A 17639-nucleotide genomic window follows, 5' to 3' on the forward strand; every position below is an offset into this window, starting at 1 on the left:
AACACCCCGAATCAGATGTATGAGCAAACTAAAACCGAGCTAATTGCTTAACTCGGTTTGAAGTGGAATACTGTCAATCTATTTCAGGACAAGACATGCTTACGTGTAGGGCGATTGCTTAACCGACAAAGTAGCTCATAACCAATAGTTCCATTGGCTTCCGCAACATCGTCAACTAAGCGGTTTTCACCCCAGAGTTCAACCTTTGTACCGAGTTTAGCATTTAACCCCGTCACATCGATCGCAATCATATCCATCGCAACTCGGCCCACAACAGCTACTGCTTGACCATCTATAGCAACATAGTTTTGCTTTGGAAATGCACGTGGATAGCCATCACCATAACCAATCGAAACAATGGCTAGTTCAGTTTCTTGGTTCGCGACGAAATGCGAACCATAGCCGACACCTTCACCTGCTTGAATGGTATTTAATGCAATAATTTCCGCCGTGAAAGTCATAACTGGCTTTAAGTCTAAGTCGTGTGCATTTTTATCGGCAAAAGGTGATGCACCGTAAAGCATGATGCCGGGACGAACAAAATCAAAATTAAGTTCAGGCCATTTAAATATAGCAGCTGAGTTACAACATGAGGCTAGGATGGGTGAACAGGCTTCTTTGATGTGTAGGAATTGCGCACGTTGCTGCTCATTGAGCGGGTGATCCGCATCGGCATTGGCAAAGTGCATTGCCAGTACACATGTAAAGCCTTCTGCTTTTAAAGTGTTGATGACATCAATGATTTCGGCAACTTTAAAGCCTAAACGGTTCATACCGCTATTAAGTTTTACCCATACTTTAAGCTTTTGTGCGATATACGCGGTTTTATGTGAGATTAACCAATCGACTTGCTGTTGTTGATGAACCACACACTCGATATTTTGCTCAATGACGGTTGGCATTTCATCTGCTGAGAAAACACCTTCAATCAGGGTAATCGGCTGTTTAAAGCCGAGTGCACGAATCTCTAGTGCTTCTTGTAAACAGGCGACGCCAAAGGCATCGGTTTCACTTAAGGCTGCTAAACAGTCTTTGACTCCGTGTCCATAAGCATTGGCTTTGACCATGCTGACGATTTTCGCGTTTGGGGCAAGTTGTTTGACACGGTTTAAATTATATTGCAGCGCTTGGCTATCAATATAAACTGTTGCTTGACGCACCCTAATTACTCCTACAGGGTCATGGAAAGGCGATGATGAGGCTTTAATTATTCCTCATCATCGTACTGAGCATAAAACTCAGGGGATAAGTTGCTAAAGCGGGTATATTGGCCTTCAAAAGCAAGTCGAACGGTACCAATAGGACCGTTACGTTGTTTACCAATAATAATTTCGGCAGTGCCCGCTTCTTTGGACTCTTTGTTATAGACTTCATCACGGTAAATAAACATGATTAAGTCGGCGTCCTGCTCGATCGCACCGGATTCACGTAAGTCTGACATCACGGGACGTTTGTTTGGGCGGTTCTCAAGGGAACGGTTAAGCTGCGATAGTGCAATCACAGGGCACATCATTTCTTTGGCAAGAGCTTTTAAGCTTCGTGAAATTTCTGAAATCTCACCGACACGGTTATCACCCATACCTGGTACTTTCATCAGCTGTAAGTAATCGACCATGATGCAGCCGAGTTTACCATCGTGCTGTTTGGCAATACGACGTGCACGTGCTCGAACTTCTGTAGGTGGAAGAGCAGAGGAGTCATCGATATAGAGCTTTTTCTCTTGCAGTTGCAAAATGGTGCCAGTAACTTTTGACCATTCATCGCCATCGAGTTTACCTGAACGTAAATGTCCCTGATGGACTTTCCCGTAAGATGAAATCAAACGCATGGCGATGGAGTCGGCTGGCATCTCCATGGAATAAACCAAGGCAGGTAAGTCATTATTAAACAGCACGCTCTCAACTAAATTCATGGCAAAAGTGGTTTTACCCATCGATGGACGCGCTGCAACAATAATCAAATCACCTGCTTGCATGCCCGAGGTTTTATTGTCGAGTTCAACAAACCCTGTGGTTAAACCTGTAATGCTGCCTTCCATTTGCGACAGCTCATTCAGCTTATCAAAGACATCGGCCACAACTGTATTGATGGCTTTAGGCCCTTGAGCTTTGGCGTTGTTATTGTGTTGTTCTGCCAAGGAGAAGATATTTGTTTCGGCCAAATCTAAAATTTCACTAACATTACGACCTTTGGTGTCATAGGCATTTTGTAAAATTTCAGAGCTAACCTTGATCATGCTACGCAAAGTCGAAAATTCTTTGATCTTGGTGGCATAAGTTTCCATGTTATAGAAACTAGACGGGGAGTCTGCCATCAATTGCATCAGGTACTCTTCACCACCAACCGCATCGAGTAGGTTTTGTGTGGTGAGCCAGTCATGAACTAAAACCGCATCATAGGGTGAGCTGTCTTTGGAGAGTTGCGCAATCGCGCGGAAAATATACTTATGGCGCGTCGCATAAAAGTCATTTTCAGTCAGGACATCGCCAACTTGTTCAAAGGATTCAGCAACCGTCATTAAAGCGGCAAGTACGGCTTGTTCCAATGCTAAGTTATGTGGAGGTGTACGGAATTCTTTCAGTTGCCCCGACTCATTCGGTTTATTGTCTTGTTTCGATGAGCTCTTTTGAGCAGTGGCATTCGCCTGTGACATATAACGCCCTGATTTTTAATACAGTAAGAGGGATAACTTAAGATAAATTTCACTGTAAATTTGGAAAAAATTACAGACATTTAACTCTATGCACTTTATCAAAAAATGCAGCTGCTGTGTGCTGAATTCAAGGCTTATGGATAAAACCCATAATATTCAAATTTGGCATTTTGCGGGGTAGACTGATGAAGTTTTAAGCTGAGCGAAGAAACTACTTTTTCATAGAGATAAAAAAAGAGCATGCAAAAGCATGCTCTTTTTTTTGCAAGAAATTACTCAGATACGATAGTAACGAGAACTTCAGCAACAACATCATGGTGCAATTGGATTGCGATGTTGAATTCGCCAGTGTGACGAAGTGCACCGTTCGGTAAACGAACTTCTGCACGGTCAACTTCAAGACCAGCATTTGTTAACGCGTCAGCGATATCACGAGTACCGATAGAACCGAATAGTTTACCTTCGTCACCAGCTTTCGCAGTGATTACGATGTTAACTTCGTCTAATTGGCTAGCACGTGCTTGAGCAGCCGCTAAAACATCAGCTTCAGCTTTCTCAAGTTCAGCGCGACGAGCTTCAAAAGCAGCAGTGTTAGCTTCAGTAGCTGCTACTGCTTGACCTTGAGGGATAAGGTAGTTGCGGCCGTAACCAGCTTTAACTGAAACTTTATCGCCTAATTTACCAAGGTTTTTAATGCGTTGTAATAAGATAATATCCACAGCTCAACCTCACTTATGATTGTCAGTGTAAGGGATCAAAGACAAGTAGCGAGCTTGTTTAATAGCAAGCGCTAATTGACGTTGGTAACGAGCTTTAGTACCTGTAATACGGCTAGGAACAATCTTGCCGTTTTCAGTGATGTACTGTTTTAAAGTGTCGATATCTTTGTAGTCGATGTACGTAACGTTCTCAGCTGTAAAGCGGCAGAACTTGCGACGACGGTAAAAACGTGCCATTGATGTTCTCCTTATGCTTCAGCAGAGTCTTGAGCTTGTTGTGCTTCTTCACGTTGAGCTTTACGCGCACGTTTTTCTTCAGCACTCTTAGCCAATAGTGACTCTTCAGTGATAGCGTTCTCACGACGGATGATAAGGCTACGAATAATTGCATCGTTGTAACGGAACAATTCTTCTAACTCATCAAGAGTAGTTTGACCACACTCAACATTCATAAGAATGTAGTGAGCTTTGTGGATCTTGTTGATTGGGTAAGCCAATTGACGACGGCCCCAGTCTTCAAGACGGTGAATTTGACCTTCAGCTTCTTTGATATGAGTTAGGTAGCGTTCTACCATACCAACGACTTGATCGCTTTGATCAGGGTGTACTAAAAGTACGATTTCGTAATGACGCATTGTCAGCTCCTTACGGTTTAAACAGCCCCTAACAAAAAGTTGTTAGAAGCAAGGAGTCACAACCAAGGTTGTGTCGCATTAGATGCGAAGGGGGAATTTTAGAGACTTTGCTCGCCAAATTCAAGAGCTTCTCTTAAAAAGCCCTAATTATTTTGAGGTTTTGAGCGCAAAAGGAAGACGACATAGCCTTTAAAGTTTGTATCATTTTCAAGCTTTAGAGGTCTATGCCACTGACCGTGTTGAACAATGCCAATTTTATAAGGCAGTTTTAGTGCTGAAACTTTTTTTAGATAAGCTGTATAGTTGGGTAGGGTGGTTGAACCTTGATAAGTTTGAATGACCAACTCGTCGATGGTCTTATTCAGGAGGTTTAAAGTCTCTTGGTTTGTCACATTGGTCCAGTCCATTAAACCCGTGATACTGAGTTGATAGTGCTGCGGTAATTGTTCTCTTAATTGACTTAAGAATAGGGCGTACTGGTGAATGTGTTTGGTTTTGGCATCGAAATCAATTTGTATGCCTTGAATATGATTCCCTGTATTTTCCCATTGCTGAATACGTTTTAGAATGTGTGTAAGTTCTTGGCCCTGCCAGTCTAGATGATAATTACGAAAAACCAGCCACACCTTTTGCTGAGGAATTTTTAAGACGCTTACGCCTTGCGGTATGAGCTTAGAGTGATGTGTTTGGGAATCTAAACGGATTTCACCTTGTAAAATATAAAGTTCTTTAGCCGCTTTGAGGTAAGGGGCTGATGAAATATTGCCCCAAATCCAAAATGCATCATAGTCTTCAGCATTTACCTGACCAAATGTTGAAGCTGACTGACTCGGCTGACAAGCCATGATGCTCAGCATACAGATCAACGTCATAACAACTGAAAAAATCTGCTTCAACATAGACGTCTTACCAGTAATACTTTAAAGATTGTGCCCAAGAGGTATTTGGATAGTCGCGTTTAATGTGGTCAAACCATTGTTTGCGGGTAGATTTTTCAACCTCTGCATCCTGACAGTCATTCATCCCGCTTGGTGAATAACACATGATTGAACGATAAAGCGCATAAGCTTTTAAATCGGGTACAGAACTGGATTTGATGATGTCTTTATACACTTGACCACGGGCAAAAATTGCACCTTGAAAGCTGGAAGTTTCTTTTTCTAAAGCGGTGACATAGCTTATGTTGTAGCCTTGAGTCGAGCGTGCATATTCGCCCAAACAAAGTCGGAGCTTTAAATCTTGAGGTGAATTTTCAAGTTTTTGAGTCAGACTGAATAAATCAGGGCATTGAATCTGTGGAGTGATTTTTGTTCCTGCCCAAATGAAATCACTAAGGGGCGGTTGGTTTTTATAATTTTTATATGTTTCTGAGTCATATTTATACTTCGCGGCATCTTGTGGTAGCAGTACAAAGGCTTGATTAAACAGTTTAAAGTTCTGATGTACCAATGACTTTTGCAAAGTTTTATATAAAGCTAAATTTTTTTGATCTGTATTTGATGCTTTGCTCTGTACAATTTGCATTAAGCTTTTTTCATTGGCTTCATTTTCAATAAAGCTTTTTTGCAATGAAGCTTGTTTGATTTTAGCATTTGAACCGATAAAGGCGCTGGCATTTTGCTGTTGGGTATAATGTGGATATAACATCAGCTCAAATAAGCCACGTTGTTCAACTCCTTTTGATTGACTAAGTAAACCTTCCCAATACTGCTGTGCATTTTGAGTTTGTCCGAGTTTCTCTAGAATACGACCTTTTAACAAGATTTGACTGAGTTGAAGGTAGCTATCAATTGAATTAGAGGAATGTTCTGGCAAATATTTTAAAGCTTCGGCTGGTTTGTTTTGCACAAAGAATAAGTGATTGGCTTGTAGGTATTGGAACAGATCTGGCTGACTCTTAAATAGTGTTTTTTGGTTGTTGAGTTCAGACCAGCTTAAGACTTTATCTTCTGCTGATGTTGCCTGACGCATTTGCATTAAATCTGAAATAGCCAGAAAGAACGGATCTTTTAGATTTTTTGGATTGAATGAGTGGCTTTGAAAAACATGGCGATCCATTTCAAAGGCTAGATTATCGAGCTCTAGATTATAGTATTTAGAATCAGGATGATTGATTTGCCATGCGAGTTCGTTGGTCAGGAGTTCGGTATTTCCACTCAGCCAATAACAACGACGTAGTAAACCGCGTGCGCTTGCTGCATATTTTCCCTCAGGGAAGCGTTTGAAGTAGGTAGTGATATGCTCATAGGTGTTTTTGAGTAAAGTCTGATCTACTTTATCGATTTTTAAGTCACCATATTCACCGACACCCGACTGATAGCTTTCATTGAGGCTGCTACGAATCAACATATATTGTGATGTTTCTTTGATCCAAGACTGATCAACCGTAGTTAATACTGAGTAAATTTTAGTAGCTGTAGAAAAGTTACTATTGTAAAAGGCAATGGTTGCATTTAAATAAGACGCATACTGACGTGCTTGTATAGACCAGTTCGGATTGACTTGGATGAGGGCAAGATCACGGTCACAGGCTGAGATATTTTGTCTTTCTTGAATCAGTAAATCTTTTTCCGCTTTGCTGAGATTTTTGTCGGCTTTCACCTGCTGGGTAAATTGATCTGCACCATTGTCTAGGCTACTACAATGTTCTTGGTAAGGCGTCTTTTCATTGTTTGGTTTTAATCGGGCATTCGGTCGTTTATTGGTTACGCTTTCAAACACTGTTTTAGCTGCAAATGGTACGTTAGTATATTCAGTTTCCCAAAGTGGACTATTTGGCTGATTAAAATTCAATTTGGCCAAGCCCATGTCGCTCAGAAGTAAGAGCATATTGGTTTGATTGTCATTGGCGGGCGTGAGCGCAGGCAAATTGTCACAGGCTGTATAGGCATTGGTTTGAATGTTGGTCGATGGGTAGCAAGAAACATCGAAACCAGAAAAACTGTGCGTGCTATAAGCAAGAGTGATAGGGAATAGACTAATAAAAATAGATTTTTTTAAAAATTGTGATGGCATTTTCATTGCAGAGCATGAGTTATTGTTGTGTCTGCTATGGTAGCAATTTAAAGACTAGACTTAAATATTGAATAAGTTGAAATAAAAAAGATAGAGAGAACTCTATCTTTTTTAAAACAGCGGCAAATGTGGCGCAGGTGAGACATAGCTAAAACTAAAACTAAAACTTAATGCAGTAATTAAAATCACTGAATATAAGAAATAGCGTTTTGCCCAAACCTGATCATTTTCAGCTTTAAAACCAATGATTGATAAATATACCCAATAAGCACAGAGTGCGTTAAAGGTGATAAGAAAAAACATATTGGTATAGCCAAAACAATACAAACCATTTAACACCGCAGCAAACAGCAAAACATAAATCAAGCTTTCAACTTTCGTGCGAAAAATTGAGCGTGCTACAGGTAAAATTGGAATGCCTGCATTTTTATAGTCGTCAAAGCGGTATACCGCAATTCCCCATGAATGAGGCATTTGCCAAAGTGCATATGCTAAGAAAAGCAACAATGCGGCAACGTCAAATTCATTGGTCACAGCTGTATAGCCGATCACTGGTGGACTAGCACCAGAAATACTTCCAATCACAGTTTGGTGAATGGATGTGCGTTTGCTCCATAGACTATAAAAAATCACATAAACCACAAAACCAAGTACAGCAAAGCCAAAGGCATAAGCATTAACAAAGAACCAGAGTAAGGCGAAACCTAATATTCCAAGCGCAGCAGAAAATGCCAAAGCAAAGGAAGGACTGATGGTTTTTTTAACTAATGCACGGTTCATCGTACGTTCCATCTTTTGATCAATATCTTGATCAATGACGTTATTGACGACACAGCCAGAAGCAACAACCAGTGTTGTACCGAGTAGGGTGATGAGAAGAAGGAGGAAATCTACAGACCCCTGAGCGGCTAAAAAGAAGCCGCCCAGAGTGGTAACGAAGTTACCAAAGAGAATTCCTGGTTTAGTCAGGAATAAATACTTTTTCAACATGACGATCAGTTTAGATCATCATGTTGTAGTGTAAGTAGTTCATAATCCATACAGAGCCGACTAGAAGTACAGCAATACAAAGTACTGTATAGATAAATGCAATCACGTTCCAACGTTGCTCTGAAGATGAGTTCATGTGCAAAAAGTAAACTAATTGAACTAGAACCTGAGCAACCGCTGTAATTGCGATAACCGCCATAACAATACCGCGACCAAAACCACCAGCCATTACCATACCGAATGGAATTACGGTCAGGATAACTGAAAGGATAAAGCCGATCGTGTATTGCTTGGTGTTACCGTGTGAAGCACCAGCTGAGTTATGATCGTGACTCATTATAGAACTCCCATCAAGTAAACTACGCTGAATACACAGATCCAAACGATGTCAAGGAAGTGCCAGAACAAGCTTAGGCAAGCAAGACGACGAGTGTTTGGAAGAGTCAAACCATTTTTCTTGATCTGAATCATCAAAATGATCATCCATACCAAACCTGAAGTTACGTGAATACCGTGCGTACCTACTAAAGTAAAGAACGACGATAAAAACGCACTTACGCTTGGACCGTGGCCAGCATGAACTAAGTGATTAAACTCATATAGTTCCATCCCGATGAATGAAGCACCGAATAACCAAGTGATCGCTAACCAAGTTAAAACTTGGTTGACGTTCTTTTTGTATGCAGCAAGAACCGCAAAACCAAAAGTTACAGAAGAGATCAAGAGAGCGAAAGTTTCAGTTAAAACGAAACCTAAAGACTCACCGAATAACTCTTTTGCACTTGGTGTGCCCATAGGCACATGGCTACTTAAAACAGCGAATGCAATGAAGAGTGTACCGAATAGAATCAAGTCACTCATCAAATAAGTCCAAAAACCAAAGACGGTGATGTCAGTATCATCGTGGTGATGATGCTCATCGTGTCCGTGGTTTTCGTGATGAAGTACGTCAGCCATTGTCTTAGTCCTTCTTCAAATGTTTTTCAAGAATCGCGTAACGTTCATTTTCAATACGCTCAACTTCAGCAGCAGGAACATAGTAGTCCACATTCTTCGTAAACGAAGACGCGATGAAGCTGATAATAGCAGCGATGAACATCACAACAACTAACCACCAGATATGCCAGATTAAACCAAAGCCCATTACAGTAATGAACATGGCAATCACAACACCAGCAGCACGATTCGTTGGCATATGAATGTCTTCGTATGAAGTGGGTTTCGCATACGCTACGCCATTCTCTTTGTCATTCCAGAATGTATCAATACCATTGATTGTTGGAAGGTGAGCAAAGTTGTAGAACGGAGCAGGAGACGAAGTCGCCCATTCAAGTGTACGACCATCCCAAGGATCGCCTGTAAGGTCGAGGTTGTCGTTGCGTTGTAAGTAACCAACAACAATCTGCATAACGAAACATGCAATACCAATCGCGACTAACACAGAACCGAAGAATGCAATAGCAATGTACGGATCCCATTCAGGGTTGTCATATGTATTCAAACGACGAGTCATACCCATGAAACCAAGGATATAAAGTGGCATGAATGCAAAGTAGAAACCGAAGAACCAGAACCAGAACGCAGCTTTACCCCATGCTTCATTGAGCTTCCAACCAAACATTTTCGGCCAGTAGAAAATGATGCCGGCAAACATACCAAACACCACACCACCGATAATTACGTTGTGGAAGTGAGCAATCAAGAACAATGAGTTGTGTACAAGGAAGTCCGCAGGTGGAACAGCCATTAATACACCAGTTAAACCACCAATACCGAATGTTACAAGGAAGCCAAGCGTCCATAACATAGGAGTAGTGAAGGTGATACGACCCTTATACATCGTGAATAACCAAGAGAAGATTTTCACACCAGTAGGAATCGCAATAACCATGGTCATGATACCGAAGAACGCATTCACGTTCGCACCAGCACCCATGGTGAAGAAGTGGTGAAGCCATACTACGAACGCAAGTACTGTGATCGCAATTGTTGCATACACCATTGATTTGTAACCGAACAACGTTTTACGAGAGAACGTTGAAACAACTTCAGAGTAAATACCAAATGCTGGTAATACTAAGATGTAAACTTCTGGGTGACCCCATGTCCAAATCAAGTTTACATACAACATTGGGCTACCACCCATGTCATTTGTAAAGAAGTGGAAACCAAAGTAACGGTCAAGCGTTAACATCGCAATTGTTGCTGTTAACACTGGGAATGACGCAATGATCAATACCGCAGTACACAAAGATGTCCAAGTAAAGATCGGCATGTCCATAAGTGACATACCAGGTGCGCGCATTTTAATGATGGTAACGAAGAAGTTAACACCCGTTAATAGCGTACCTAAACCTGAAATCTGAAGTGCCCAGATATAGTAGTCCACACCCACGCCTGGAGAGTATTCGATACCTGAAAGAGGAGGATAAGCCATCCAACCTGTCGCAGCGAATTCACCAATTGCAAGAGATGCCATCATTAAGCCTGCAGCACCAGCAAATAACCAGAAGCTTAGAGAGTTTAATAATGGGAAGGCAACGTCACGTGCACCAATTTGAAGTGGTACAGAGATGTTCATTAAACCAACAACTAGACCCATTGCTACGAAGAAGATCATGATTACACCGTGTGCGGTGAAGATCTGATCGTAGTGTTCTGGGTGTAAATAACCTTCACCGCCACCTTTTGCAAGGAACAGTTGAAGACGCATCATAATCGCATCGGCGAAACCACGCAAAAGCATGATGATCGATACGAAAAGATACATGATACCAATTTTTTTATGGTCGACTGTTGTGAACCATTCGTTCCACAAGTAGCCCCACTTTTTAAAGTAGGTAATACCAGCAACAACTGCGATACCACCTAAGATCATCATTGCAACTGTGACCAGTACAATTGGATCGTGCGGAATAGCGTCCGGACCTAACTTACCTAAGAAGCTCATGTCTTATTCCCCTACAACTGATGAAGCAGGTTCAACAGCGGCATGTGCTTCAGATGAAGCAGCCCCGTGAGCACCCGCAGTCGCTGAGTGATCAGCACCGTGATAGTTGCTCATATATTTGCTAATAACTGACTTAAACAAGCCTTCCTCTACAGAAGAGTAGTAAGTCACAGGGTGTGGCTTAGTTGGATAAGGCTTCATTGCCTCAGCAGCAGCCTTCTCTTCAGGAGTTTTTGCTTTTGAAATCAAAGCTTCAATTTGGTGTTTACTACGGTTACCATCGCGTAAAGACTCAAATTCAGCTTGATCTAAAATTGTTTTTTGTACAGCTTTAGGATTAATACTTGTACCGTTACCTGCTTTAACTGCAGCAACCCATTCAGCAAATTGAGCGTCAGTTACAGAGTGAGCACGGAAGCGCATTTGCGAGAAGCCGTAGCCTGAATAGTTTGAAGAGAAACCGCGGTAGCCTTCAACTGGGCTAGTTTCATCTGCTAACAAATTCAAGTGCGTTTGCATGCCTGCCATTGCATAAATTTGACCACTTAACGCAGGGATGAAGAACGAGTTCATCGTGAAGTTAGAGGTAATTTTAAGTGCAACTGGAGTTTTTTCAGGGAAACGAATTTCGTTAACTGTCGCAATGTTAAGATCAGGGTAAATGAAGATCCATTTAAACTGTTCTGCAATGACTTGGATATTTACAGGTGCTTTATCAGATTCGATCGGGCGGTAAGGGTCATACTTGTGTGAACCCCACCAAGTTAACCAAGCCAGAATACCAATAATAATGACAGGAATACCCCAAACTACAATTTCAATTGCAGTAGAGTGTGCCCATGTAGGTTTATAGTCTGCATCTTTATTCGACGCGCGATATTTCCAACCAAACCATAATGCCATTACAACTGATGGAATAACCACCAATAGCATTAAATAGATCGCAGTCATCATTAAGTCAGATTGACCTTGTGCAACTGGACCTTTTGAGTTTAGAAGTACCATATCACCACCACACCCAGTTAAGAGCGCGGCGATCGCAGATAAAGACAATACAGCTAAAATCGTTTGTCTCATTTTACAACCTCGGTGAAGAGTCCCATTCCCTAATAAAATTGGGATAGCGATTAAAGTGTCGCATGGTTGAAAAGTTTCTTTTTAAGTCTAAAACACTTCTCAATCATAAGACACCGCTACGTTGTAGGGCATTATGCCTCATATCGACAAACTAAGCTATACGTAAAGGTGCTTTAAATAACTGTTATAAAAACCGATTTTTCACTCGGAATTTTATAAATTATTTAGGGATTTATTTTGAATATCAATAAACTGCAGAAAACTGAGGTGAGCCAAATCTCAGATTAAATATGGTCAAATTAGTGCTTAATGACCTTAGTTTTCGCCAGCTTATCGTGCAAAGTTTGACGCTTTGCAGTTAAACCAAAGACGTGATCGGCGATGGTAATAAACGGCATGAACAGCATATTGAGTACAATAAAGACAACACTGCGTAATGTGAATACACGTAAAAGGCTGACTTTTTCGTTGGTTTCAACGTCTACAATTTTAATTTTGGTGATTTTTTTACCAATACTTTGACCATTTTTTGCTAAGAAAAAGGCCTGTATACCGAGCATAATCAGCAGGTAAATGCCCATGGTGGTCCATGCTTCAGTTGGAATCAAACTGAACAGTTGTGCTTGCAGTTCACTGGCCTGTGTTGCTGTGGTGGCAGCTTGCATTCTTTGCTGAATTTCAGTGAGTTCACCAAATTTATCTGCTTGTAAAAAGAACGAGGGAATCGCAGCGGCAGGGAGCCAAAGAAGTAAATCAATGACTTTGGCTAAGACGCGTGTGCCTATTGATGCCAATTCAGGTTGAGCAACTTTCGCCGCAGTGCGGTTTGGTTGTGAAAATTGATTTGGTGTATGCATTGGCTCAGGAATAGGGGGCTGAGGCTGATAACCTACAGGTTCATACGCCAGTTTTCCTTGGGTGAGTTCACCTAAAGCTTTCCATTCAGGCATACCCTGATGCCAAACTAAATCCGTCAATAAAACTTGTTGGCTTGCGAGCATCTGATTCAACTGCTCTAAGGTATATGGACCGGCTTGTTGATTATTTCGTGCCAAGTAAATCTGCATATAAACTTAATCTCAAAATATAAATTGGGATATTCAAATAATAAATGTATTTGTTTCAGATGAAAAACAAATAAAAAATCTATGATAAAACATGCGGATAGTCTAGAGAATTTCAAGCTGAAATTAACCAAAACTACACAAAATGCGGGACAGTGTACCAAGGATTATGCTGCTTCTTCTAGCTTTATCGCAATGTGATCTCTTCTCAATCAAGATGTTGATGCATGAGTATCAAACCTAGTCTAAATTTTTGTATCAATATGCTTGTTTTAATGCGGATACGTTGAAAGAGTGGAGATAAAAAAAGACCCTTGAAAGGGTCTTTTTTTATCAGATCAAAAAGTTAAGCTTTTTTAACTTTTTCTTCTGCAAGGAAGAACCAAGTGTCTAATACTGAGTCAGGGTTAAGTGATACAGATTCGATACCTTGTTCCATGAGCCATTGCGCAAGATCTGGGTGATCTGATGGGCCTTGACCACAGATACCCACATATTTACCTGCTTTACGGCATGCATGAATTGCCATAGAAAGAAGTGCTTTTACTGCTGGATCACGTTCATCAAATAGGTGAGATACAATACCAGAGTCACGGTCTAGACCAAGCGTTAACTGAGTTAAGTCGTTTGAACCGATAGAGAAGCCATCGAAGTGTTCAAGGAACTGTTCAGCCAATAATGCGTTTGTTGGTAACTCACACATCATGATCACTTTCAGACCATTTTCACCACGTTTCAAACCGTTTAACGCCAATAATTCAATTACACGTTTCGCTTCATGTACAGTACGTACGAAAGGAATCATGATTTGAATATTGGTTAAGCCCATTTCGTCACGTGCTTTTTTCAACGCGCGGCATTCTAATTCGAAGCAGTCACGGAAGTTGTCAGAGACATAACGACTGGCACCACGGAAGCCCAACATTGGGTTTTCTTCTTCAGGCTCGTATAATTTACCACCGATCAAGTTTGCATATTCATTTGACTTAAAGTCAGACATACGAACAATCACAGGTTTGTCTGCAAATGCTGCAGCAAGGGTTGAAATACCTTCAACCAGTTTTTCAACATAGAATTCGATTGGAGATGCATAACCCGCAGTACGTGCCATTACCGCAGCACGTGTTTCACGTGGCAAGCTGTCAATGTTCAACAATGCTTTAGGGTGGACACCGATCATACGGTTAATGATGAACTCAAGACGCGCAAGACCAATCCCTTCATTTGGAATTTGTGCAAAGTCAAATGCGCGGTCAGGGTTACCGACGTTCATCATTACTTTGAACGGAAGCTCTGGCATCGATTCGATTGAATTGGTTTGAATCTCGAAATCTAAAGCACCTTCGTAGATGAAACCTGTATCACCTTCCGCACATGAAACAGTCACTTCCTGACCGTCTACTAGAACTTCAGTTGCATTACCACAACCAACAATTGCTGGAACACCCAATTCACGTGCAATAATCGCTGCGTGGCAAGTACGACCACCACGGTTAGTCACAATTGCAGCCGCACGTTTCATTACTGGTTCCCAGTCTGGGTCAGTCATGTCAGATACAAGTACGTCACCGTCTTGTACTTTGTCCATTTCTTTAATAGACGTAACAATACGGACTTTACCAGAACCAATACGTTGACCGATTGAACGACCTTCACAAATCACAGTGCCTTTTTGTTTTAAAAGATAGCGTTCCATAGTGCCGACGTTTTCACGGCTCTTCACTGTTTCAGGGCGCGCTTGAACGATATAAATTTGACCGTCATCGCCATCTTTTGCCCACTCGATGTCCATTGGAGAACCATAATGGTTTTCAATGATCAGCGCTTGTTTTGCAAGTTCTTGTAGTTCGTGGTCGTTCAATGCGAATTGTTGGCGCTCTTGTTTTTCAACATCAACCATAACAACTGATTTACCTGCAGATGCTTCTTCGCCATAAATCATTTTTTGGTGTTTAGAACCCAGATTACGACGGAGGACAGCGTGCTTGCCTGCATTTAAAAGGGGTTTAGAGAGGTAGAATTCGTCAGGGTTTACTGCACCTTGAACAACCATTTCACCCAAACCATACGATGCAGTGATGAATACTACGTCACGGAAACCTGATTCAGTGTCGAGTGTAAACATTACACCCGCTGCACCAGTTTCAGAGCGGACCATACGCTGAACACCAGCAGATAAAGCCACAACATCATGCGCAAAATTTTGGTGTACGCGGTAAGAAATTGCACGGTCGTTATACAGTGATGCAAATACTTCTTTGATCGCGATCAATACGTTGTCGATACCGCGAATGTTTAAGAAGGTTTCTTGTTGACCTGCAAAAGAAGCATCTGGTAAATCTTCTGCTGTCGCTGAAGAACGAACGGCAACCGCGATGTCTGGGTTGCCGTTTGAAAGCTCTGCAAATGCTTTACGAACTTCTTGTTCGAGTTCTGCCGTAAGTGGGGTATCTACGATCCATTGGCGAATTTTCGCGCCTGTTTCAGCAAGAGCATTTACATCATCAACATTGAGGACTTTTAACTCTGCATTGATTTTAGCGTTTAGGCCACTTTGCTCGAGAAATTCACGATATGCTTGAGCTGTAGTAGCAAAGCCACCTGGTACAGATACACCTGCATTTGATAGGTGGCTGATCATTTCACCTAAAGATGAGTTTTTCCCACCTACAAGTTCAACGTCGTGTTTCCCTAATTTTTCTAGACCAATTACGCGCGCTTCCAAAGTTGTTACTCCACTTTTGCAGTATTTAATCACTATCTTGGCATCAGATTATAACAAATCTACTTAGCTTTTTGATTTTACTAAGCGACAGTCATGTAAGATCGGTTTACTATAAAGATTATATAGCACTAAGACAAATTTTTGAGGAGAATTTTAATGTCAGGAAGTAAACAATTTAAGCGGAGTGTTTTTTTTGTATCTGATGGTACTGCGATTACTGCTGAAACCCTTGGGCACTCGCTATTGGCGCAGTTTCCAAATGTTGACTTTGACATTCATATTATTCCTTATATTAGCTCTGAAGAAGCTGCTACAAATGTCGTTGCTGAGATCAATTTAAGGGCACAACAAGACGGACAAAAGCCACTGGTTTTTGACACTTTAGTCGACCCGTACGTGCGTGACATCATTAATACTGCAAATGCTATAAATCTTGATGTATTTGAAGGGCTTATTAGTAAATTGTCTGAAGAGTTGGGAACACCGCCTACAACTTTAGTCGGACAGACCCATGCGGTGACCGATTCGGAGTCTTATAAAGCACGTATTGATGCGGTGCATTTTGCTTTGGATAACGATGATGGTGCACGTACACGCCACTATGACAAGGCTGACCTGATTCTGATTGGGGTATCACGTTCGGGTAAAACACCGACTTCAATTTATTTGTCATTACAGTTTGGGATTCGTGTAGCAAACTATCCATTGACCGAAGAAGACTTGGATGACAACCGTTTACCTGCGGTACTTCGCGCACATAAGCAGAAGCTTTTTGGTTTGATGATTGATGCTGAACGCCTTGTCGCTATTCGCTCTGAACGTAAAGCCAATAGCCGTTATGCAAGCTTCAGCCAGTGCCAAATGGAGCTTCGCGCAATTGAAGGGATTTATATTTCTGAAGGGATTAAATACTTAAATGTCTCGGAAATGTCGATTGAAGAAATTTCAACCCGTGTACTCCAAATGACGGGTTTAAAACGTCGCATTGGTTGATATTGTCATTACATTATAAAGCGTCATATTGATGATGCTTTATAATGTTGATCAATATAAAAATACAGATTAGATCAAATGAAAATAATATCAAAATGCCTATTGGGTGTATTTTGTTTTGCTCATTTTAATATGGCTTTATATGCGCAAAATATATCAATTCAACAGGCTGAGCAGGCGATTGATCAAAAATATTCAGCGCTAGATTTTTATGCGGTGAATCAGCAGATCGAAAATGATGTGGTTGATTTAATCCGTGAAAATGCAGAAAGTTATGCTTATTCTTTCCCCAAATTGACTGAAAATCTTAGACTAAAGATTAATACCTCACCGGACCAACTGCTTAAATTCTATACCTTTGATGTAGGTGGTGGTGGTACCATGGGTGAATTTTCATCCTATGTGCAGATGAAATCGAGCAAGTCCACTAAACTTCAGCCTTTAGAAACAGGCTATATTTTAAAGATTGACCAAGTGAAATGGGGTGCACAGTCGATTTATCTGATTCAAAGTTATTACAAAGGCGATAGTTGTCACGGTCTCTATCAAATTCAAGCCTTTAAAATGCATGCCCAAGCTTTGACAGCAACACCAGTTTTTCATACCAAGAACAAGCAACTAAGTTCGATTGAAGTAGATTATGACTGTCATTATGACGAAGAGCAGCGCGGTTCATATATTCGTGTTTCAAAAAGCTTAAACAAGATTGATATCATTTTATTAGATCAAAACAGCCGCCCGACTGGAAAATATTTACGGTATCAGCGCTCAAATACAGGCTATCAATGTACAGGTGTGACGAAATAAACAACGGGTAA

16 protein-coding genes are annotated in these 17639 nt (G+C 41.1%); 2 read left to right on the forward strand and 14 right to left on the reverse strand.

Going from position 1 to position 17639, the window contains the following annotated elements; all coding sequences use genetic code 11:
• Positions 1-83 precede the first annotated feature (83 nt).
• The 14 genes from alr to ppsA all read right to left on the reverse strand — a co-directional run bounded on the left by alr (position 84) and on the right by ppsA (position 15828).
• Complete coding sequence (alr, locus tag ACG9ZB_RS06810; RefSeq protein ID WP_419325046.1) at positions 84-1160, reverse strand: alanine racemase; 1077 nt, start codon at positions 1158-1160, stop codon at positions 84-86.
• 47 nt (positions 1161-1207) lie between these two features.
• A complete protein-coding gene (gene dnaB, locus ACG9ZB_RS06815) occupies positions 1208-2653 on the reverse strand; it encodes a replicative DNA helicase (protein WP_419325048.1) in 1446 nt (481 codons plus the stop codon).
• A 272-nt stretch (positions 2654-2925) separates the two neighbouring features.
• Entirely contained in the window at positions 2926-3372 is a 447-nt protein-coding gene (gene rplI / locus ACG9ZB_RS06820; RefSeq protein ID WP_004696433.1) for a 50S ribosomal protein L9, read from the reverse strand.
• A 9-nt stretch (positions 3373-3381) separates the two neighbouring features.
• Positions 3382-3609 carry a 30S ribosomal protein S18 gene (gene rpsR / locus ACG9ZB_RS06825; protein ID WP_004278792.1) on the reverse strand — a complete coding sequence of 76 codons (228 nt, stop codon included), beginning with the start codon at positions 3607-3609 and terminating at the stop codon, positions 3382-3384.
• 11 nt (positions 3610-3620) lie between these two features.
• The gene (rpsF, locus tag ACG9ZB_RS06830) at positions 3621-4007 is read right to left on the reverse strand and encodes a 30S ribosomal protein S6 (protein WP_004696436.1); all 387 of its coding nucleotides are present in this window, start codon (positions 4005-4007) and stop codon (positions 3621-3623) included.
• Positions 4008-4150: 143 nt separating this feature from the next.
• Complete coding sequence (locus tag ACG9ZB_RS06835; protein WP_419325050.1) at positions 4151-4906, reverse strand: DUF3142 domain-containing protein; 756 nt, start codon at positions 4904-4906, stop codon at positions 4151-4153.
• Between the two features lie 7 nt (positions 4907-4913).
• Positions 4914-7028, reverse strand: coding sequence for a hypothetical protein (locus tag ACG9ZB_RS06840; protein ID WP_419325052.1), 2115 nt, complete (start codon positions 7026-7028; stop codon positions 4914-4916).
• A gap of 105 nt (positions 7029-7133) precedes the next feature.
• Positions 7134-8012, reverse strand: a complete 879-nt coding sequence (gene cyoE, locus ACG9ZB_RS06845) for a heme o synthase (protein WP_419325054.1) — start codon at positions 8010-8012, stop codon at positions 7134-7136.
• A gap of 10 nt (positions 8013-8022) precedes the next feature.
• A complete protein-coding gene (locus tag ACG9ZB_RS06850; protein WP_026056475.1) occupies positions 8023-8352 on the reverse strand; it encodes a cytochrome o ubiquinol oxidase subunit IV in 330 nt (109 codons plus the stop codon).
• Entirely contained in the window at positions 8349-8969 is a 621-nt protein-coding gene (gene cyoC / locus ACG9ZB_RS06855; protein WP_004696446.1) for a cytochrome o ubiquinol oxidase subunit III, read from the reverse strand. The genes ACG9ZB_RS06850 and cyoC overlap by 4 nt, the downstream gene beginning before the upstream one ends.
• A gap of 4 nt (positions 8970-8973) precedes the next feature.
• Positions 8974-10962, reverse strand: a complete 1989-nt coding sequence (gene cyoB / locus ACG9ZB_RS06860; RefSeq protein WP_419325056.1) for a cytochrome o ubiquinol oxidase subunit I — start codon at positions 10960-10962, stop codon at positions 8974-8976.
• A 3-nt stretch (positions 10963-10965) separates the two neighbouring features.
• Positions 10966-12039 (reverse strand): ubiquinol oxidase subunit II, encoded by a 1074-nt coding sequence (cyoA, locus tag ACG9ZB_RS06865; RefSeq protein WP_419325058.1) that lies wholly within the window; start codon positions 12037-12039, stop codon positions 10966-10968.
• Between the two features lie 299 nt (positions 12040-12338).
• Positions 12339-13106 (reverse strand): RDD family protein, encoded by a 768-nt coding sequence (locus ACG9ZB_RS06870; RefSeq protein WP_419325060.1) that lies wholly within the window; start codon positions 13104-13106, stop codon positions 12339-12341.
• A 343-nt stretch (positions 13107-13449) separates the two neighbouring features.
• Complete coding sequence (ppsA, locus tag ACG9ZB_RS06875; protein ID WP_419325062.1) at positions 13450-15828, reverse strand: phosphoenolpyruvate synthase; 2379 nt, start codon at positions 15826-15828, stop codon at positions 13450-13452.
• 156 nt (positions 15829-15984) lie between these two features.
• Here ppsA and ACG9ZB_RS06880 point away from each other — a divergent pair, with 156 nt between their 5' ends.
• Positions 15985-16821 carry a pyruvate, water dikinase regulatory protein gene (locus tag ACG9ZB_RS06880; RefSeq protein ID WP_005400687.1) on the forward strand — a complete coding sequence of 279 codons (837 nt, stop codon included), beginning with the start codon at positions 15985-15987 and terminating at the stop codon, positions 16819-16821.
• A gap of 132 nt (positions 16822-16953) precedes the next feature.
• A complete protein-coding gene (locus ACG9ZB_RS06885; RefSeq protein ID WP_419325064.1) occupies positions 16954-17628 on the forward strand; it encodes a hypothetical protein in 675 nt (224 codons plus the stop codon).
• Positions 17629-17639: the final 11 nt, after the last annotated feature.

Origin of the sequence: Acinetobacter johnsonii, assembly GCF_048551975.1 — a bacterium.
GTDB lineage: Bacteria > Pseudomonadota > Gammaproteobacteria > Pseudomonadales > Moraxellaceae > Acinetobacter > Acinetobacter johnsonii_A.